We start from the raw sequence: 19910 nt of genomic DNA, 5'->3' as shown, positions 1-19910 counted from the left end.
TCGGGCGCGGACATCGCGGCCTGCGTGCAAGACAAAACCGTGCGTCCACGCAGGCCATCAGCGGTCATTGCGAATCCGGGTAATGCTACGCATGCCCCGGCCTCCACACGCGAGACTCCCCCGAAAACCGCGCTGCTCACCTCGCCCACCGCACCCGAATACTTCCTCTGCAACGTTTCATTACAGCGCGCCGCGCGAGCCGATCCTTTGCTTTATGATGTGCGCGCTGCAATCGGACACCCAGTCGGAAAAGCTCGATTGGACGTCATCACGCAGCGCGCAATCGCCGTCGGCGATCCGTTGCGCCCGAGGTCCGGCGGCAAGCTCGCCTGAACCCAGTTCGCCCCTCGGGCTGATCGCGGCACGCGCGGCGCCACCGCGCTGCCCGCGCCGTTGCTGGAGAATCCTGTTGAAACCGTCATCCCTCCGTTTGAGCCGCCGCAACTTCTCGCTGGCGGCCGCATCCGCGGTGCTCGCCGCCTGCACCACGACCGGCAGCACAGTCGATAGCACACCGGTCGCCGCCACGCCCACCACTCCCCCGCCGCCCGAAAAAGCCGAGAAGCCTCTGCGCGTCGCGCTCGCGCTCGGTGGCGGCGCCGCGCGCGGCTTCGCGCATATCGGCGTGATCAAGGCGCTCGAGGCACGCAATGTCCAGATCGATCTCGTCGCCGGCACCAGCGCCGGTTCGGTCGTCGGCGCGCTGTACGCGTCGGGTATGAACGGCTTTGCGCTGAACAAGCTCGCGCTCGCGATGGACGAAGCCTCGATCAGCGACTGGGCCATGCCGTTTCGCACGCGCGGTTTCCTGCAAGGCGTCGCGCTGCAGAACTACCTGAACACGACGCTGCACAATCGCCCGATCGAAAAGATGGTCAAGCCGCTGGGCGTGGTCGCGACCGATCTGCAAACCGGTCAGCCGATCCTGTTCCAGCGCGGCAACACCGGCATCGCGGTGCGTGCGTCGTGCAGCGTGCCGTCGATTTTCGAGCCGGTGAAGATCGGCGGTCACGAGTATGTGGACGGCGGTCTCGTAAGCCCGGTGCCGGCGTCGTTCGCACGCAAGATGGGCGCGGATTTCGTGATCGCGGTCGACATCTCGCAGCGCCCTGAAACCGGCGTCACCACGAGTTCGTTCGACGTGCTGATGCAAACCTTCACGATCATGGGCCAGACGATCAAGGCCTACGAGCTCGACAAGTACGCCGACATCGTGATCCGCCCGAATCTCGCCGCGATGAGCGGCAGCGACTTCTCGCAGCGCAATGCGGCGATCCTCGCGGGCGAGGAAGCCGTGGCGAAGATGATGCCGGAGTTGCAGCGCAAGCTCGCCGCACGCCGGCTAGGGGCGTAAGCGGTTCGGGTTAAAAGCCGGTACGAGTCGCCGCGTACGATCGTACCGGCATACCGGTGTACCGGCGGGCGAGACCGCATCCCCATCGCAAAATGCGCACATGAAATGCAAAAAGCCTGCTTCAGACGAAGCAGGCTTTTTTATCGCCAATGCGGCGCGGAATCAGTTATTCCCGCCGATCGTCGCGTTCACGCGCTTGCGCAGATCGTCGCCGTCATACGAGGTCTCGATCCGGCGTGCACCCGTGAAGCGCTTTTCCCAGTAGCCGTCATCCAGGTCGTCGACGCGGATCGTGCTGCCGGTGGACGGCGAATGCACGAACTTGTTGTCGCCGATATAGATGCCCACGTGCGAGAACGTACGGCGCATCGTATTGAAGAACACCAGATCGCCCGGCTTCAGGTCGCTCACGCGCACCTTTTCGCCCACCCGGCTCATTTCCTCAGCACGGCGCGGCAGCGCGAGGCCCAGCGTGTCCTGGAACACGTAGCGCACGAAACCGCTGCAATCGAGCCCCGAATCCGGTGTGTTGCCGCCCCAGCGGTAGCGAACGCCGATCATGTTCAGCGCGCCGACCACCACGTCGCCCGCTTTGCCGGCCATGCCGGAAAGGAACGACCGGGTGCTGCCGCTATCGCTGTCGGCCGCTGGGCTTTGAGTCTGGGGAGTGGAGAGGGAGGAAGAATTCGACCCGCTGGTGGTCGAATAGGAGGCGTTCTGATTGAAACTGCCGGGTTCGTCGGCGAACGCGCCGGGAGCTGCTGCCATCAGGACGCCAATGAACATCCCGGCGACGACGCGCGTGCAAGCCTGGGTTAGATTTCCTTGCTGCATTGGTCAGTAGTTTTTGCCTAAAAATCAGTGGACTGCGAAAAAAAGTTTGGTCGATAGTAGCCAGTAAGTATTTGTGTGTCAAAAGAAATAGAAAAATTCAATCGAGATACACTCCCAATTGTTAAAGGAGTGAAAAATCAACGGTCAAGCGCTGCTTTCAGCAGCTTTCGCGTGTAAGGGTGCGACGGCGTCGCAAAAACCTTCTCGGCCTCCCCGCTCTCGACGATCGAACCGTTCTGCATCACCACGATACGGTGCGCCATCGCCCCGATCACCTCGAGATCGTGGCTGATGAACACGAAGCCGAGATTGTATTTCTGCTGCAAACCGGCGAGCAGTTTCAGCACCTGCTGCTGGATCGACACGTCGAGCGCGCTCGTCGGTTCGTCGAGGATCAGCACGCGCGGCTCCAGCACCAGCGCCCGCGCAATCGCAATGCGCTGCCGCTGGCCGCCCGAGAATTCATGTGGATAGCGATACAACGCCGTACGGTCGATGCCGACTTCGCGCAGCACCGCAATCACCTTGTCGCGCCGCGCCTCGGGCGTCATCGTCGGCCGATGCAGCGCGAGCCCCTCGCCGACGATGCGCTCGATCGTCTGCCGCGGCGAAAGCGAACTAAAAGGATCCTGAAAGACGACCTGCATAGTCGAGCGCAAGGCGGTCTTTTCCGCGCCGCGATAGCTGCCGAGCGCCCTGCCCTGAAATTCGATCTCGCCGTGCGCGGTGCGCTGCAGGCCGAGCAGCGCCATCGCGAGCGTCGACTTGCCCGAACCCGACTCGCCGACAATCCCGAGCGTCTCGCCCTGGCGCACCGACAGGTTCGCCGCGTCGACCGCGCGAAAATGGCCGGAGCCGAACCAGCCGCGCAAGCCCGGCAGCTTCGTTCTGAAATCGACCGAGACCTCGCGCGCTTCGAGCAGCACGGGCGCGATCGGCATCACCGGCACGACCGAGCGCTGCGGCCGGCTCGCGAGCAGGCGCTGCGTATACGGATGCCGCGGCGCCTCGAACAGCTGTTCGACCGGCCCGCTCTCGACGAGCACGCCCTGCTCCATCACCGCGACGCGCTGCGCGAAGTGGCGCACGAGGTTCAGGTCGTGCGTAATCAGCAACACGGCCATACCGCGCTTCTGCGCTTCGTCGCGCTGCAGTTCGAGCAGCAGCTCGACGATCTGCGCGCGGATCGTCACGTCGAGCGCCGTGGTCGGCTCGTCGGCGAGCAGCAGACGCGGACGGCACGCGAGCGCCATCGCGATCATCGCGCGCTGCCGCTGGCCGCCCGACAGTTGATGCGGATAGCTGTTCGCACGCTTGCCCGGCTCGGCGATGCCCGTGCGCGCGAGCAGCTCGACCGTGCGTCGCGCCGCCTCGCTCGCACTCGCGCCGTCATGCGCGACGATCGTCTCGGCAATCTGGTCGCCGATCGTGTAGAGCGGATTGAGCGCCGTCATCGGCTCCTGGAAGATCATCGCGATGTCGGAGCCGCGCAGGCCGCGCATCGCGCGCTCGCTTTTCGCGAGCAGGTCCTCGCCGTCGAAGCGGATCGTGCCGCTCACCTGCGCGTCGGCCAGCAACCGCAGCACCGACAGCGCGGTCACGCTCTTGCCCGAGCCCGATTCGCCGACCAGCGCGACGCGCTCGCCGCGTCCGATCGCGAGCGTCACGTCGTTGACCGCGACGGTATCGCCGAACGTCACGCGCAGATGATCGAGTTCGAGCAGCGGCTTCTCCGCCGCCGCGTCTTGCGGATTACCTGGCAACGTGGCGCTCATTGCTGACCTCCGGCACGCATCGCATCGGAGATGCGCGTGTCGAGCGCATTGCGCAGCGCGTCGCCCATGAAGGTCAGCAACAGCAGCATCGCCACGAGCACGCCGAAGGTGGACACCGAGATCCACCACGCGTCGAGATTCGCCTTGCCTTGCGCGAGCAGTTCGCCAAGGCTCGGCGTCGGCGCCGGCACGCCGAGACCGAGAAAGTCGAGACTCGTCAGCGCCAGAATCGCACTGCTCATGCTGAACGGCAGGAACGTGATGACCGGCGTGAGGCTATTCGGCAGAACATGACGCCAGATGATCTGCCAGTGCGAGAGGCCCATCGCGCGCGCGGCGCGCACGTAGTCCTGCTGGCGATTGCGCAGGAATTCGGCGCGCACGTAATCGGACAGGCCAATCCAGTTGAACAGCGAGAGCAGCACGATCAGCAACGCAAAGCCGGGTTCGAAGATCGACGAGAAGATGATGAGCAGATAAAGCTGCGGCATCGCGTTCCAGATTTCGATGAGGCGCTGCCCGACGATATCGGTTCGTCCACCGAAATAACCTTGCACGGCGCCGGCGGCAATGCCGAGTATCGTGCTGATTACCGTGAGCACGAGGCCGAATTCGACCGACACGCGAAAGCCGTATAGCAGCCGCGCGAACAGATCGCGGCCGCGGTCGTCGGTGCCGAGCCAGTTTTCGCGCGACGGCGGCGCCGGGTTCGGCGACGTCGAGAAGTAGTTCAGCGTGTCGTAGTAGTAATGGTTCGGCGGATACAGCGCGAAGTTGCCCGGCGCGTCGAAGCGATGTTTGATGTACGGGTCGAGATAGTCGGCCGGCGTCGGGAAGTCGCCGCCGAAAGTGGTTTCCGCATAGGTCTTGAACATCGGGAAATACAGGTGGCCGTCATAGCGCGCAACGAACGGCTTGTCGTTCGACCACAGCGGCCCGGCGAGGCTCGCCGCGAACGCGACGAGAAAGATAACGAGGCTCCAGTAGCCGAGCCGCTGCTGGCGAAAACGCCGCCACACGCGGCGCGCGGGCGTGGGCGACACGAGCGCGCGCGGCAGTTCGCTGCGCGCCGTCGCATCGGCGGAAAGGCGGGCTCGATTCATCAGCGCTCCAGTTGTTCGAATTGGATGCGGGGATCGACCCACACATAGCAAAGGTCGGAGATCAGCCGCGTGACGAGGCCGATCAGCGTGAACAGATATAGTGTGCCGAGCACGACCGGGTAGTCGCGCCGCATCACCGATTCATACGACAGCAGCCCGAGCCCGTCGAGCGAAAACAGCGTTTCGATCAGCAGGCTGCCGGTGAAGAACGCGCCGATGAACGCGCCCGGAAAGCCGACGATCAACGGCAGCAACGCATTGCGGAACACGTGCTTCCACAGTACGCGCCGTTCCGACAAACCTTTGGCGCGCGCGGTCAGCACGTACTGCTTGCGGATTTCGTCGAGGAACGCGTTCTTCGTCAGCATCGTGACGACCGCGAAGCTGCCGACCACCGAGGCCGTGATCGGCAATGCGATATGCCATAGATAGTCGAGGATCTTGCCGAACAGGCTCAGCTGGTCCCAGTTGTCGGACGTGAGGTTGCGCAGCGGAAACAGCTGCAGGAACGTGCCGCCGCCGAACAGCACGAGCAGCAGCACGCCGAGCACGAAGCCCGGAATCGCATAGCCGATCAGCACGACGAGGCTCGTCGCGATGTCGAAGCGCGAGCCGTTGCGCACGGCTTTCGCGATGCCGAGCGGCACCGATATCAGATACGTGAGGAAGAACGTCCACAAGCCGATGCTGATCGACACCGGCAGCTTCGAGACGATCAGCGACCACACGCTTTGATGGCGAAAGTAGCTTTGCCCGAGATCGAAGCTCGCGAAGCGTCTGAGCATCAGTACATAGCGTTCGAGCGGCGGTTTGTCGAAACCGTAGAGCTGCTTCAGTTGCGCGACCTGTTGCGCGTCGACGCCGCTATGCGCGCGCAGGCCGAACGGCGCGGCGCCCTCCGCGCCCTTGCGCAGCTCGTGCTGCATCTGCTCGACCGGTCCGCCCGGCACGAACTGGATCACGGCGAAGGTCAGCGTGAGCACGCCGAGCAAGGTCGGGATCATCAGCAGCAGACGTTTGAGGATGTAGCTCCACATAGGCGGTGTTCCGGTGCGACAGCGTTGAGGTGAACGGACAGTCGGTGATGAAATCGAAATCGGCGAGGCGCGAGCAACGCGGCGCTGCGACGAGGCGGCTACGGCTACGGCTACGGTTTCGGCTGCGGCTTCGGCGACGCGCCGGCGGACGGTGGCGTTTGTGCCGGTGCCGGCCGATCCGTTTGCGGGTCCGCTTGCCCACGTGCCCGCGGGTCTTCGTACCACCACATCGACGTGATCCAGCCTTCCGCGCCATAGTACAGTGGCAAGGTCTTCGGCCAGGCGAGCCCGCGCTTGAACGCGACCCGGTGCGTGCCGCTGTACCAGTGCGGCACGACGTAATAGCCATGCATGAGCAGACGATCGAGCGCGTGCGTGGCGTCGGTCAGTTGCTCGCGCGTTTGCGCATGCACGAGCGCGTCAAGCACGGCATCGACCGCCGGCGACTTCACGCCGATCGCGTTGTCGGAACCGGGCGTATCGGCGGCCTTGCTGCCGTAGCGGTTGACCTGCTCCGAACCGGGCACCTGAACATCGGGCATACGCAGCGTCGTCACGTCGAAATCGAATGCATCGAGGCGCTTCTGGTAGACCGCGAAATCGGCCGTGCGGAACGTCACGGTAATGCCGAGCTTCTGCAGATTGCGCGTGAAGGTCGCGATGATCGGCTCCATCGACGACGCCGAGCCCGAATCGTCGAGAATCTCGAAGCGGAACGGCTCGCCCCTGGCGTTGCGCAGCGCGCCGTCGCGATAGACCCAGCCGGCCTGCTGCAACAGATCGCGCGCGCGCAGCAGATTGGCGCGCAGCGAACCGGGCGGATCGGTATCGGGCTGCGTCGGCATCGGACCGAACACGGCTGGGTCGAGCTTGTCGCGAAACGGGTCGAGCAGCTTGAGTTCGCCCGGCGACGGCAACCCTTTCGCCTGCCATTCGGTATTGGCGAAATAACTGTCGATACGCGTGTACTGGTTGAAGAACAGTTGCCGGTTCAGCCACTGGAAGTCGAGCGCGAGATCGAGCGCCTTGCGCACGCGCACATCCTGGAACAACGGCCGCCGCGTGTTGAGGATGAAGCCCTGCATGCCGGAGCCGTTGTGCTGCGCGAATTCGCGCTTGACCAGCTCGCCGCTGTCGAACTTCTTGCCGATGTCGCGCCGCACCCAGTTGCGCGCGATGTATTCGACGAGTGCATCGTATTCGCCGGCCTTGAACGCTTCGAGCCGCGCGGTGCTGTCCGCGTAGAGCTTATAGACGATGCGCTCGAAGTTGTCGGTGCCGACGCGCACCGGCAGATCGGCGCCCCAGTAGTGCGGGTCGCGTTTAAACGTGATCGTGCGGCCGTTGTCGTAGCTCTCGATCAGATACGGGCCGCTCGCGATCGGTTTTTCGAACGCGAGCTGGTCGAACGGAATCCGGCGGCCGTCCGGCTTCATCCCCCACTTGCGCGAGAACACCGGCATGCTGCCCGCGACGAGCGGCAACTCGCGATTGCGGTCGCGAAACTCGAAGCGCACCGTCTGCGGATCGACGACGACCGCACGCGTGATCTCGCCGAAAATCGATGCGTATTGCGGCGCGGCCTGCGGGCTTTTCAGCGTGTCGAACGAGAACTTGACGTCGTCGGCGGTGACGGGGTCGCCGTTCGAGAAACGCGCGTGCGGGTTGATGTGGAACGTGACCGAGAGACCGTCGGGCGCGACGACGATGTCGTCGGCGAGCAGCCCGTACGCCGATGCGACTTCGTCGCCGCTGCCGGTCGTCAGACTCTCGAACATCATTTCGAGGCCCGGCGCCTGATTGCCGCGCAGCGTGAACGGATTGAACTTGTCGAAGCTCGTCAGGCGGCTCGGGTTCGCGAGCACGAGCGTGCCGCCCTTCGGCGCATCGGGATTCACATAGTCGAAGTGCTTGAAGCCGGCCGGATATTTCGGCTCGCCGTATTGCGCGATCGCATGGACCGCTTGCGCTGGCGCCGCCGCGAGCAGACCCGCACAGGCCAGCATGGCAGCGAGCGCGGCGCGCAAGGGTCCATGAATCACGTGGTGCAGAAATACATGAGGCGTTCGAACCCGTCGCGAGCCAGTTGTCATAGAGGTCTTGCTGATGAGTGGGCAATGGCGGTGCGGGGCATTCTACCCAATTAATCCGCGCAATCTGCTCGACTCGTGCAAGGCCATGCGTTGTGGTTACGAACGCTCGCACCAAAGAAAAACCGCCCTTGCGGGCGGTTTCCGTTTTGCGCTGCCGGTTAAGGAGCGTAATGAGCTGCGCAACACGCAGCGTGATGCCTGACACCGGCTCAACGCCGCAGCACCAGGCGGCGCTGACTCAGTGCCAACCGCGATGATTGCCGCGATCGTGTCCATAGCCGCCGCGTCCCGGCGGATGGTGGCGATACCAGTCGTCACGCGCCCAGTAGCGATGGCCGTCCCAGTAACGGTCGCCATGCCAGCCGATCACGATCTGCGGACCACCGTAATAAGCAGGCGCCGGCTGATAGACGACGGGCGGCGGCGGTGCGTAGACCGGAGCCGGCGCAACGTAGACCGGAGCGGGAATGCCGATATTGACGCCGACGTTGAGGCCACCGGCCATCGCCGCACCCGACGCGGCCAACGTCAACACCCCGAGCACAAGCGGAACAAGACGAGCGGACTTCATTGATCACCCTTTATGGAAACACGTTTTGTTGGCGGAAATATAACGCAAGGTCGCGTCGCGCGTATTTCAACTTTGTAATAACTGATGCTGAAAATCGCGTGCTCACGCAACAGGTAACGTCTGGTTACATCGGACATAAAGCGGTGAAGAAGGCCGCAAAAAATGGCCTCGCCCGCCGCCTGCGGCGCTTCGAACCGGTTCGTTTTACCGACACCGAAAACGAACATTTCTATGTTCGAAAGAACATAGAAATCGATCTAACAAAAAAATAAGTCATCAGATCACATTACGATCTGAAATGAGAAATCTCCAAATTATCCCAGAAAATCAAGGAAATTTTGAGAAATCGACATGGTTTTCCCTGGTATCTCGGCCCATTGCAAGTGGTAGGATGACTGTCACCGAAAATCAACAAATGTTCGAATTCGCGCATCAGCGAGCGCCGCCACCCGCGTGGCGTTTCGCCGCGCCACGGAGACTGATTTTGAAAACGATCAAGGGATTGCGCTGGTGGATCATCGCCCTCGTCTGCCTCGGGACGATCATCAACTATCTGTCGCGCAACGCGCTCGGCGTGATGGCCCCCGAGCTGATGAAGCTGCTGCACATGAGCACACAGCAATATTCGTATGTCGTCGGCGCGTTCCAGGTCGGCTACACGGTGATGCAGCCGATCTGCGGCCTCATCATCGATATGATCGGCCTGCGGCTCGGCTTTGCGCTGTTCGCCTGCCTGTGGTCGCTGACCGGCGTGTTCCACGGTTTCGCAGGCAGCTGGTTTTCGCTCGCGGCCTTGCGCGGCTTCATGGGCCTCTCCGAAGCGGCCGCGATTCCGGCCGGCATGAAGGTGGTCGCCGAATGGTTTCCCGACCGCGAAAAATCGGTCGCGGTCGGCTACTTCAATATGGGGACCTCGCTCGGCTCGCTGCTCGCGCCGCCGCTCGTGGTGTTCCTGTCGCTGCGCTACGGCTGGCAGAGCGCGTTCGCGGTCACCGGCGCACTCGGCTTCGTGTGGGCCGCCATGTGGTATCTGATGTATCGCTCGCCCAACGAACACAAGCGCGCCAGCGATGCCGAACGCAGCATGATTCTCGACGGCCAGGCGCCGCCCGCCGCGCAGCGCGCGAGCGTGCGCGAGGTGCTGCGCACGCGCCGCTTCTGGGCGATCGCGCAGGCGCGCTTTTTCGCCGAGCCCGCCTGGCAAACGTTCAGCTTCTGGATTCCGCTCTATCTCGCCACGCAGCGTCATATGGATCTGAAGCAGATCGCGATGTTCGCCTGGCTGCCGTTCCTTGCCGCCGACCTCGGCGGCCTGTTCGGCGGCTACCTGTCGCCGTTCCTGATGAAGCATCTGCGCGTGCCGCTGATCTGGTCGCGCATCGCCGGCGTCGTGCTCGGCGCGCTGATGATGCTCGGGCCGGCGTCGATCGGCTTCGTCTCGTCGCCGTATCAGGCCATCGCGCTGTTCTGCGTGGGCGGCTTCGCGCACCAGATGCTCTCCGCGCTCGTCAACACGCTCGCCGCCGACGTCTTCGACCCGGGCGAGGTCGGCACCGTCGCCGGCTTTGCGGGCATGGCCGCGTGGATCGGCGGCCTCGGCTTCTCGCTGATGGTCGGCGCGCTGGCCGATTCGATCGGCTATACGCCGCTGTTCGGTGCGCTCGGCGTATTCGACATCATCGGCGCGACGCTGCTGATTATCCTGATGCGCGGCGTGCCGCGCCATGGCCGCGCGCGCCGCGCCGAACTCAACGCCGGCACGGCCGCGTAACCTTCCTCGAGACCCATCATGCCCTCATCGACCACTCTCAGGCATCCGCCGCGCTTCGCGCTGTCGTCCACGGCCGGCAACCCGATCGTGCTGACCGCGCAACCGAACTGCCGCATCGAACTGTTCGTGCTCGCGGACGACATCATCCGCGTGCTCGTGCTGCCGGACGGCGAAACGCGCGGACCACGCACGTGGGCGATCGCGCCCGGCGCCGACGACGTGCCGCTCGCAGGCCGCGAACGGCACGACCTGAGCGGCTTCACGCCGCCGCCGTTCACGGTCTCGGAACAGGCCGGCCACGTCGTGATCGAAACCGCGCGCGTGCGCGTGAGCGTGGCGCTCGAAGGCGGCACCTGCGCATGGGACATCCTGCACGAGGGCACGTGGCATCGCGTCATGAGCGATCGCAAAACGCAGGCGTACAACTTCGGCTGGTGGGACTCGCGCGTCTATCACTACCTCGAACGGCGCCGCGACGAAATGTACGTCGGCCTCGGTGAGCGCGCCGGCTCGCTCGATCGCGCGCAGCAGAGCTACGAGATGCGCAACATCGACGCGATGGGCTACAGCGCGCGCACCACGGACCCGCTCTACAAGCACATTCCGTTTTACGTGACATGGCAGCCGCAGACGTCGACGGGCTTCGGGCTCTTCTACGACACGCTCGCCGATTGCCGCTTCGACATGGGCCGCGAGCTCGACAACTATCACGGCCACTATCGCCATTTCATCGCCGAGCATGGCGATCTCGACTATTACTTCATCGCCTCGCCGGGCACGCCGCTCGACGCGGTGCGCCGCTTCACGTGGCTCACTGGCCGTCCCGCGTGGATGCCGAAGTGGGGCCTCGGCTACTCCGGCTCGACGATGAGCTACACCGACGCGCCGGACGCGCAGCAGCAGATGGGCGAATTCATCGAGCGCTGCCGCGAGCACGACGTGCTGTGCGATTCGTTCCATCTGTCCTCGGGCTATACGTCGATCGGGCCGAAGCGCTACGTGTTCAACTGGAATCACGAGAAGTTTCCGGACATCGACGGCTTCGTGCAAAGCTATCTCGATCACGGCGTGCGGCTGTGCGCCAATATCAAGCCGTGTTTGCTGCAAGACCATCCGAAGTTCGGGGAAGTCGCGCAAGCCGGTCTGCTGATCGCAGCATCCGACGGCGAACCCGCATGGGTGCAGTTCTGGGACGAAGTGGGCGCCTATCTCGACTTCACGAATCCGGCAACGATCGACTGGTGGAAAGCGCGCGTGAAGGACGCGCTGCTCCGGTACGGCATCGCGGCCACGTGGAACGACAACAACGAGTTCGAGATCTGGACGCCGAATGCGCTCGCGCATGGCTTCGGCCGTGCCTATCCGGCGCATCAGGCCAAGGTGTTGCAAACGCAATTGATGATGCGCGCGTCGCACGACGCGCAGCGCGAGCATGCGCCAGACAAACGGCCGTTCCTCGTGTCGCGCTCGGGCGGCGTCGGCATGCATCGCTACGTGCAGACATGGTCGGGCGACAACTACACGTCGTGGGAAACGCTGCGCTTCAATCTGAAGATGGGCCTCGGACTCGCGATGTCCGGCATCTCGAACAGCGGACACGACATCGGCGGCTTCGCGGGTCCGGCGCCTGGAGCGGAACTGTTCGCGCGCTGGGTCGCGTTCGGCATCTTCCTGCCGCGCTTTTCGATTCACTCGTGGAACGACGACGGCACCGTCAACGAGCCGTGGATGTACCCCGAGGTCACGCAACAGGTCGCCGATCTGATCAAGCTGCGCTACCGGCTCATCCCTTACCTGTACGAACTGCTGTGGCAATCGCACAGCGCTTACGAGCCGGTGTTGCGGCCGATGTTCGCGGAGTTTCCGCACGATCCGCGCTGCCTCGCCGACGGCGACGACATGATGCTCGGCTCGTCGATGCTGGTCGCGCCGGTGGTCGACGCGAACCGGACCACGCGCGACGTGTATCTGCCGGCCGGCACGCGCTGGGTGTCGTACTGGAGCGGCGAGACGTTCGCTGGCGGCCAGACCGTCACGCTGCCGGCGCCGTTCGAGCGTCCCGTGTTCCTGCTGCGCGAAGGCAGCGTGATTCCGCTGAACGTTGCCGAGCAGCACTTCGGCCGCCCCGCCGACGAACGCGCGTTCATCGCGGTGCCGTATGCGGGCATGGGCACCGCGCAAGGCGGCTCGATCGAAGACGACGGCGAGAGCGAGGCATGGCGCAACGGCGAGCAAGGGCGCTGGAAGGTCGCGCTATCGAGCGACGATACGGGCACGTTGCGCATCGCGGTCGAGCGTCCGGGCTGGCTGCCGCAATCGCAGGTGCAAGCGCAGGTTCGCATCTTCGTGCCGATGAGCGAAACGCGCGCGATCGTCTGCGCAAACGGCACGCTGGCCGACGACCATGTCGCGGACGGCTGGCGCTGCCTGACAGTTTCACTGCCGCACTGAGGGTATCGCGAGACACTCGCCAGCACCACGAGGCACAAACGAAGCACAAACGACGTACGAAGTACAAAAGACGAAGTACCGCGCAGCACGAAACAACAACCGCAGCGGCCTGAGAGATCGATGAACGCCCTATCAACTCCGACCCACTCCGATCGAGAACTGATTGAGCGCTCATCGATCTCTCAGGCCTATTCATCCAGTCTGGAGACACGTCCATCATGAATCCCATCCAGCACGCGCGTACTCGCGCGTTCGTCCTCTGCTGCCTGCCGTTCGCGGGCGCCGTATTGTCGACCAACGCATCGGCGCAAAGCAGCGTCACGCTGTATGGCGTCGTCGACAATGCGTTCAGCTATGTCAGCAACCAGAAGGGGCATTCGAACTTCTATATGAGCCAGGGCAACCTGCAGGCGAGCAAGTTCGGCCTGGTCGGCTCGGAAGACCTCGGCGGCGGCACGAAGGCGATCTTCCGGCTCGAAAGCGGCTTCAATTCGCTGACCGGCGCGCAAAGCACCGCAGGCTATCTGTTCAACCGCCAGGCTTATGTCGGCCTCGCCAATGACCGCTACGGCACCGTGACGCTCGGCCGCCAGTACACGCCCTACTTCAACATGGTCGGCGCGCTCGGGCCGACCGGCGTGCTGACCGGTGCGACCGGCGCGCACCCCGGCGATATCGACGCGCTCGACACGACGCTGCGCTTCAATAATTCGGTAACCTACTTATCGCCGACGATCGCGGGCCTGCAGATGAGCGCGCAATACGCGCTCGGCGGCGTGCCGGGCAGCGTCGCGAACGGCAGCAATTTCAGCGCGGCGTTCCGCTACGATTATCAGCCGGTGTCGATCGCGGCCGGCTACGTGAAGCTCAAGGACGTCGCGACGAGCGCGGCGCTCGGCAGCTTCGCGATCAACTCGCCGGTGAACAACGGCTATGCGAGCGCGCGCAGCGCGCAACTGTTCGCGGCGGCGGGCCGCTATAGCTGGCACGATCTGATGGTCGGGCTCAACTACTCGAACGTGCAGTACGCGCCGGGCAACGGCTCGCTGTTCCTCGACAAGGCCGTGTTCAACACCTACGGCGTGATTGCGACCTACCGGGTCACGCCGAGCGTGACGGTCGGCGGCGGCTATAGCTTCACGCAGCAGAGCAAGGCGAACGGCATCGACGATCCCGCGCACTACCAGCAGATTTCGTTCGAGCAGACGTACAACCTCTCGACACGCACGACGCTCTATGCGCTCGAGGCATATCAGCATGCGAGCGGCAAGGCGCTGATCGCGGCGGGCAGCGGCGTGAGCATTGCCGACGCGGTCGCGGTGGTGGGCGACTCGCAGAACACGACGCCGTCGTCGGGGCCATCGCAGTTCGTCGGGATGGTGGGGTTGCGGCACGCGTTCTGATTGAACGTCATTGGAGCGGGTACTGCTCTTCGTCCATGACATGGGTTGACCGAGGTTTTCCGATTAGATAAGACGACGCAGCATGATCGCTCGCGCCCGAGTCGCGAAACCGATCTGTTTGCACTGTCATAGTAGCTTCAACTGCAATGACTGACGGGCCTGCCGGAGCAATCCCGCGCAGGCCTTTGGTTTTGATTCCGATCTCACAATCCCACTTTTCGGAGTTATCCCATTCCAATTGAAATGGACCTTTCCGAACATAGCCTGGCACGGCACATCTACGCGAAACGGACGTACGTGAAAGCGCCGCGAGCGACGCCGAATAGTTGATCGTTTGCTGGCTAACAACAGGTCAAGCTCAAATCAAAGTGGAGATGGTGTGGCGGATAGTCTTGGCGCATTCCTCGTATCCGTTGGACTTCTGGTTCTGGATGACCCTGAAGGCAAACGCCAGCAGTTCAAATATGCCGGATTTGGGATGGGTATCTCCGTCCCGATTCCGAAACTGCTGCACAGAAAACTAACCTTGCCCCAAATAACCCTCAAAGGACGGGAAATCGCTGGAACCGGATCAACAACCGACTTCCCCAGCAACGGCATCGTCTATGAAACAGCAGCATGTCATGGCAATCTCACGCCACAAAAGTTGGAAGGTGGTGCGATCTATTTTGACGGCAGCGCTGGCCTGCTCTACGGTACGGATGTGACGGTTTTGCTTTGTGGCATAAAACCTGAGCTACTGGAAATGGCAATCATGATTCAGTCGTTCATGGCCCTGGCTGTCAATGCCGCCCCTGCCGTGATCGTTGTTCGCGGCGTTAACGAGGGACTACAGGAAGGCTTAGGCGGGGGTCTCATGCCCGGACAAATCATATGGAAAGGCACCTATGACAACGACAGCTAAACGGGACTCGGCAGATACCTGGCCTAAGCGGAAATCCGTTCGGACCAATCACCTCTCTTTATTAAAATGAAAGAATATAAAAATACATTTGAAAGACAAGTCGCTTCTCAATATGCCATGCATCGGCCAATAGTCACCTGTTAAAACTAGCGTCGATGCATGGCATGCATACCTAAAATGGCGGAAGATCATATAAAAAGTACTCAAACAGAGATCATCATTTCTCGAATAAATTTCACCCCTCTGTCATGCAAGAGTTGTAGGCTTGATTTCTTGTGAAAATCGACCGGCATTGAACATTTCAATACCCGCGGTTTTGGCCGTGCGACTTACCGATTCAGAATCCGATGTTCTGATCGTTTAGAGAGTCATGCAAGCGGCATCTCTGACGCAGCACAGCCTCTCATTCCACCCACGCCTTCGCCACACCCACGCTCGCCCTCACACCTATCCCACCGAACGGACCACGCGTAGTCCGCGGCGATACATGTCACCAACGAACGCCTCCACCGATGCGTCGCGAATCGCGTCTCGCCCACCTATTCCTCTGACAATCGCGACGAAATAGCGAACCATTTCGTGAAGTTTCATTTAATTCAGGATGACAGATAAACACATGACAGTCATATAAGAATTAATTTCGGCATAACGTGATAACGATTCTTATTCGTCGCACTCCAGATTTAAACGCGTCATTCGATTGACACTTGCCGATGACTAAATATCGCCGTGCTGACAGCGCAAGAGCAGTGCTGTTATGCGTCTCGCGTGAATCGACCGTCAGCACATCTGAGCAATCAGGGGCGATATCTCTACCAAATGATTCCGTTTGAATCAGATCAACAATTCTGTTTTGAATTCTTTGGAGAAGCACGATGAATCGAAAGCTCGTTCAGTCCGGCATTGCTTTAAGCCTATTAACCAGCTGCGTGGCCTTCGCGACTCCGCAGAGCAACATGGCGCTTCTGCCCACCGGCCAGTTCATTTCCCCGATGGCCATCCCGGGTGCCGCGCAACAACTGCTGAATCCGCAGCTGTCGGCCAAGCCGACCCAGGTGGTCAGCGGCGCCATCAAGTCGCAGCTCAGCCCGGACGGCAATACGCTCGCGGTCATCACCGCCGGCTACAACACCGTCTACACGGGTACCAACAACAACACGCTCGACAAGGCTGACTCGACCCAGTACATCTTCATCTACGATGTGTCGGGCGCCAACAAGGCCAACCCGCAACTCGTGCAGGCCATTCATCAGAACAATGCGTTCGATGGCCTCGCGTGGAACGGCAACCAGACCCTGTACGGCACCGGCGGCGCCGACGACAAGGTCTACGTGTACGGTCGCGCTTCGGCGGCGCCGTCGGCCCAATGGTCGCAGACCGCGGCCATCGCGCTGAATCACACCACGGGTATCGGTTCGGGCGTGAAGCCGAACGCCGGCGGTCTCGCCGTGTCGGCCGACGGCAGAACGCTGGTCGTGGCCAACAACTACAACGACTCGATCACCCTCATCGACACGACGTCGAACACGGTCACGTCGGAATACGACCTGCGTCCGTTCAACACGTCGGGCGCGCAAGGCGTCGCCGGCGGCGAATACCCGTGGGCCGTCTCGCTGAAGTCGGACGGCACCGCGTTCGTTTCGTCGGTGCGCGACCGTGAAGTCGTGGTGCTGAACCTGTCGAACCCGGCCGCGCCGCAATTCATCACGCGCATTCCCCTGCAAGGCAATGCCTACGGCATGACGCTCTCGCCGGATCAATCGAAGCTCTACGTCGCCGTGTCGAACGCCGACCAGGTGGCGGTCATCGATACGTCCAGCCGCAAGGTCCAGAAGACGATCGACATCGCCAGCCTGTCCGGCGACGATCAGGACGACGACGATCACGATCATGGTCACGGCAACGATCACGGCCATGACAACGATCACGGCCACGGCTGGGGCAACGACAACGATCAAGGCCACGGCCATGGCAACAGCAAGAAGTACAGCGGCCGCGATACGGTCAACGTGACCGTGTCGAAGGACGGCAAGACGCTGTACGCGGTCAACAACGGCGATAATTCGATCGCCGTGATCGACCTCGACGGCCAGAACGGCTACCACGTCGCCGGCCTGATCCCGACCGCCTATGCGCCGAAGGACATCACGCTGAGCGCCGACGGCTCGCAGATGTACATCATCAACGGCAAGTCGAACACTGGCCCGAACCCGCTCTACACGCCGGGCGGCGCCACGGCCCAGTACCAGTTCGGCCTGGAGCAGAGCAGCCTCATCAGCGCACCGGTTCCGCGCGGCGAAGTGCTCGAGCGCCTCACGAACCAGGTGGAAGAAAACAACCACTACTCGGTGAAAGAGTCGCAAAGCGATCGTCAGACGATGCAGTTCATGCACGATCACATCAAGCATGTGATCTATATCGTCAAGGAAAACCGCACGTTCGACCAGATCCTCGGCGACCTCGGCAACGGCTCGAACGGCGATCCGACGCTCACGATGTACGGCAAGGCCACGACGCCGAACTTCCACAACATCGCCAGCAACTTCGTCACGATCGACAACTTCACCGATCCGGGCGACGGCTCGATGGACGGCTGGTCGTGGGTCCAGCACGCGCACGTCACGCCGACCGAAGAAGTCTCGCAGCAGGAAAACTATGCGGGCGTCACGCGCGGCATGTCGTACGAATCGGAAGGCAGCAACCGCGGCGTGCCGGTCGGCCTCGCGACGACCGCCTTGCGCGATGCCGGCACGGGCGGCAGCTTCACGACGGGAACGTCGTCGCTGCCGGGTGGCACGGCCAACGTGCTGCCGGGTATCGCCGACATCTCGGTGCCGGATGCGCCGTTCGGCTACCAGAAGGCCAACATCTACGATGCGGTGCTGCAAGCCGGCGGCTCGGTGCGCGACTACGGCGGCATGGTCAACAACACGGGCTCGATCGGCACGATCGCGAGCCCGCTGCTCACGCCGTTCGCCTCCAACATCATTCAGGTTCACCCGGTCAAGCCGACGCTCGTCAATCTGACGGACCCGTACTATCGCGGCTTCGACCAGTCCTATCCGGACACCTTCCGCGAGCTCGAATGGAACCGCGAGTTCCAGCAGTACGTGGCGAACGGCAATCTCCCGTCGTTTGAATTCGTCCGCATGGGCTCCGACCACACCGGCAACTATGCGCAGAACGTGGGTCAGATGGCCTCGGCCGAGCAGGAAGAAGCCGATAACGACTTCGCCGTCGGCAAGCTGGTCGAAACGGTCGCGAACAGCCCGTACGCGAAAAATACGCTGATCGTAGTGGTCGAGGACGACTCGCAGGCCGGCTCCGATCACGTCGACTCGCACCGCGCTCCGGCGTATGTCGTCGGCGCGTATGTGAAGAAGCAGGCGATCGTCAGCACGCCGTACAGCCAGGTTAGCGCCGTCCGTACGATGGAAGATGTACTGGGCACCCAGCACATCGACCTGAACACGGCCTACGCGAAGCCGATGGCCGACCTCTTCGACACGCACTCGAATGGTTCGTGGACCTACACGGCCGTTGCCTCGACGATCCTGAAGGGCACGAACGTGGGTAACGTGGCCACCGGCCCGACGTCGGGCGGTAACGACGGCAACCAGTACGCGCAGGGTCCGGACATTCATCCGCTGCACGGCGCGACCTACTGGGCGAACGCAACGAAGGACTTCGACTTCTCCAAGGAAGACCTGATTCCGCCGGCGCTGTTCAACCAGGTGCTGTGGAAGGGTGTGATGGGTGACAAGCCGTATCCGACGCCGCATTCGATCTATTCGAAGGTCGCGGCGGACGGTACGAAGACGGTCGCCGCCTCGGACGACGACGACGATTAAGTCGGTCGCGCTGTCGTTCGCCTCTGGCGCAGACGGGTTGCATGACCCCGACGCGCCGGGTACGCGGTAACGGGTAGCGGCGGGCGGCGGTCTTTCGGGACTGCCGCCCGTTGCCATCGGCGCCTCGCCACGAGCCGGCATGCCGATAGGCGCATGGCGATGACCGATGCCCGCTTCCTGCTGTTCCTGATCCTGATCCTGAGTACCTTGAATTTGCGTCAAGCGATGTGCCTGGGTTCGCACCGGATTGCCGGGGCGAAGGTTCGTCTGAATGAATCGCCTGAATCGGGTCCACAGCATGCAGATTTCGCATCCCCTTTATTCGGTCCGCGCACCGGCATTGCCCGGGCGGCTGAACGTCCGGGCAACGAGCGCCGTCGTCGTGGCTGTCGGCATTCATGTGGTGCTGCTCGCGGCAGTGCTGAACCATCGCGACGAACCCATGCCGTTGTTGGCTGAGCCGCGCACGATCACCGCCGAACTGTTGCCGCCCGCGCCGATGACCGCGTCCGCGGTCGTGCAGCCGCCCCCTGTTTCGCACCCTGCCTCGCCCCCGCAGCGTGCGGTTCCCGTCGAGACGGCGAAGCCCAAGGCACCGCCCATAACCCCGAGAACCATCAGTAAAACGAATCATCCGGCAACGCCGACGCATGAACCCGTGACACCCTCACCAGGCAGGCTTGCCGCGGCCGAGCCCGCTGCGACGACAGCGGCCGCGGCCACGCCATCGCCCGCCGCGACCCCAGCCGCCGCGGCATCCGCC

General features: G+C 62.7%; 13 protein-coding genes and 1 pseudogene. 8 read left to right on the top strand and 6 right to left on the bottom strand.

Going from position 1 to position 19910, the window contains the following annotated elements:
- The first annotated feature begins 409 nt into the window (after positions 1-409).
- The gene (locus tag F3J20_RS06350) at positions 410-1354 is read left to right on the top strand and encodes a patatin-like phospholipase family protein (RefSeq protein WP_167045103.1); all 945 of its coding nucleotides are present in this window, start codon (positions 410-412) and stop codon (positions 1352-1354) included.
- Between the two features lie 162 nt (positions 1355-1516).
- On the opposite strand, the gene F3J20_RS06345 is transcribed toward F3J20_RS06350, so the two are convergent.
- The 6 genes from F3J20_RS06345 to F3J20_RS06320 form a co-directional block, all read right to left on the bottom strand.
- A complete protein-coding gene (locus tag F3J20_RS06345) occupies positions 1517-2188 on the bottom strand; it encodes a C40 family peptidase (RefSeq protein WP_167045100.1) in 672 nt (223 codons plus the stop codon).
- A 137-nt stretch (positions 2189-2325) separates the two neighbouring features.
- Positions 2326-3963, bottom strand: a complete 1638-nt coding sequence (locus F3J20_RS06340; protein WP_167045097.1) for a dipeptide ABC transporter ATP-binding protein — start codon at positions 3961-3963, stop codon at positions 2326-2328.
- A complete protein-coding gene (locus tag F3J20_RS06335; protein WP_167282559.1) occupies positions 3960-5066 on the bottom strand; it encodes an ABC transporter permease in 1107 nt (368 codons plus the stop codon). The genes F3J20_RS06340 and F3J20_RS06335 overlap by 4 nt, the downstream gene beginning before the upstream one ends.
- Positions 5066-6103 (bottom strand): ABC transporter permease subunit, encoded by a 1038-nt coding sequence (locus F3J20_RS06330; protein WP_167045091.1) that lies wholly within the window; start codon positions 6101-6103, stop codon positions 5066-5068. Before F3J20_RS06330 ends, F3J20_RS06335 begins: the two co-directional genes overlap by 1 nt.
- 110 nt (positions 6104-6213) lie before the next feature.
- A complete protein-coding gene (locus tag F3J20_RS06325) occupies positions 6214-8109 on the bottom strand; it encodes an extracellular solute-binding protein (protein WP_240162719.1) in 1896 nt (631 codons plus the stop codon).
- A gap of 325 nt (positions 8110-8434) precedes the next feature.
- On the bottom strand, positions 8435-8767 hold the full coding sequence (locus tag F3J20_RS06320) for a hypothetical protein (protein WP_167282557.1): 333 nt from the start codon (positions 8765-8767) through the stop codon (positions 8435-8437).
- On the opposite strand from F3J20_RS06320, the gene F3J20_RS06315 reads away from it, so the two are divergent.
- From F3J20_RS06315 to F3J20_RS31795, 7 genes and pseudogenes are all read left to right on the top strand, one after another.
- Positions 8767-9039, top strand: coding sequence for a hypothetical protein (locus F3J20_RS06315; RefSeq protein WP_167282555.1), 273 nt, complete (start codon positions 8767-8769; stop codon positions 9037-9039). The genes F3J20_RS06320 and F3J20_RS06315 overlap by 1 nt on opposite strands.
- A 212-nt stretch (positions 9040-9251) precedes the next feature.
- On the top strand, positions 9252-10538 hold the full coding sequence (locus F3J20_RS06310) for an MFS transporter (RefSeq protein WP_167045082.1): 1287 nt from the start codon (positions 9252-9254) through the stop codon (positions 10536-10538).
- 18 nt (positions 10539-10556) lie between these two features.
- Positions 10557-12989, top strand: coding sequence for a glycoside hydrolase family 31 protein (locus F3J20_RS06305; RefSeq protein WP_167282553.1), 2433 nt, complete (start codon positions 10557-10559; stop codon positions 12987-12989).
- A 218-nt stretch (positions 12990-13207) separates the two neighbouring features.
- Positions 13208-14392, top strand: coding sequence for a porin (locus tag F3J20_RS06300; protein WP_167282551.1), 1185 nt, complete (start codon positions 13208-13210; stop codon positions 14390-14392).
- A gap of 379 nt (positions 14393-14771) precedes the next feature.
- Positions 14772-15296 carry a hypothetical protein gene (locus F3J20_RS06295; RefSeq protein WP_167282549.1) on the top strand — a complete coding sequence of 175 codons (525 nt, stop codon included), beginning with the start codon at positions 14772-14774 and terminating at the stop codon, positions 15294-15296.
- 956 nt (positions 15297-16252) lie between these two features.
- Positions 16253-19147 carry a bifunctional YncE family protein/alkaline phosphatase family protein gene (locus F3J20_RS06290; protein WP_240162715.1) on the top strand — a complete coding sequence of 965 codons (2895 nt, stop codon included), beginning with the start codon at positions 16253-16255 and terminating at the stop codon, positions 19145-19147.
- A 271-nt stretch (positions 19148-19418) separates the two neighbouring features.
- Positions 19419-19910, top strand: a pseudogene (locus F3J20_RS31795) (hypothetical protein); the annotation flags it as partial.

The organism is Paraburkholderia sp. Cy-641, assembly GCF_011752945.1.
Lineage (GTDB): Bacteria > Pseudomonadota > Gammaproteobacteria > Burkholderiales > Burkholderiaceae > Paraburkholderia.
This window is presented reverse-complemented; position numbering and strand designations above follow the sequence as displayed.

Bases quoted from the DNA above. Each gene is read 5' to 3' on its own strand.
- F3J20_RS06320 (WP_167282557.1), bottom strand. From the start codon at position 8,767: ATGAAGTCCGCTCGTCTTGTTCCGCTTGTGCTCGGGGTGTTGACGTTG.
- F3J20_RS06340 (WP_167045097.1), bottom strand. From the start codon at position 3,963: ATGAGCGCCACGTTGCCAGGTAATCCGCAAGACGCGGCGGCGGAGAAG.
- F3J20_RS06300 (WP_167282551.1), top strand. From the start codon at position 13,208: ATGAATCCCATCCAGCACGCGCGTACTCGCGCGTTCGTCCTCTGCTGC.
- F3J20_RS06325 (WP_240162719.1), bottom strand. From the start codon at position 8,109: ATGCTGGCCTGTGCGGGTCTGCTCGCGGCGGCGCCAGCGCAAGCGGTC.
- F3J20_RS06305 (WP_167282553.1), top strand. From the start codon at position 10,557: ATGCCCTCATCGACCACTCTCAGGCATCCGCCGCGCTTCGCGCTGTCG.
- F3J20_RS06290 (WP_240162715.1), top strand. From the start codon at position 16,253: ATGGCGCTTCTGCCCACCGGCCAGTTCATTTCCCCGATGGCCATCCCG.
- F3J20_RS06335 (WP_167282559.1), bottom strand. From the start codon at position 5,066: ATGAATCGAGCCCGCCTTTCCGCCGATGCGACGGCGCGCAGCGAACTG.
- F3J20_RS06330 (WP_167045091.1), bottom strand. From the start codon at position 6,103: ATGTGGAGCTACATCCTCAAACGTCTGCTGCTGATGATCCCGACCTTG.
- F3J20_RS06345 (WP_167045100.1), bottom strand. From the start codon at position 2,188: ATGCAGCAAGGAAATCTAACCCAGGCTTGCACGCGCGTCGTCGCCGGG.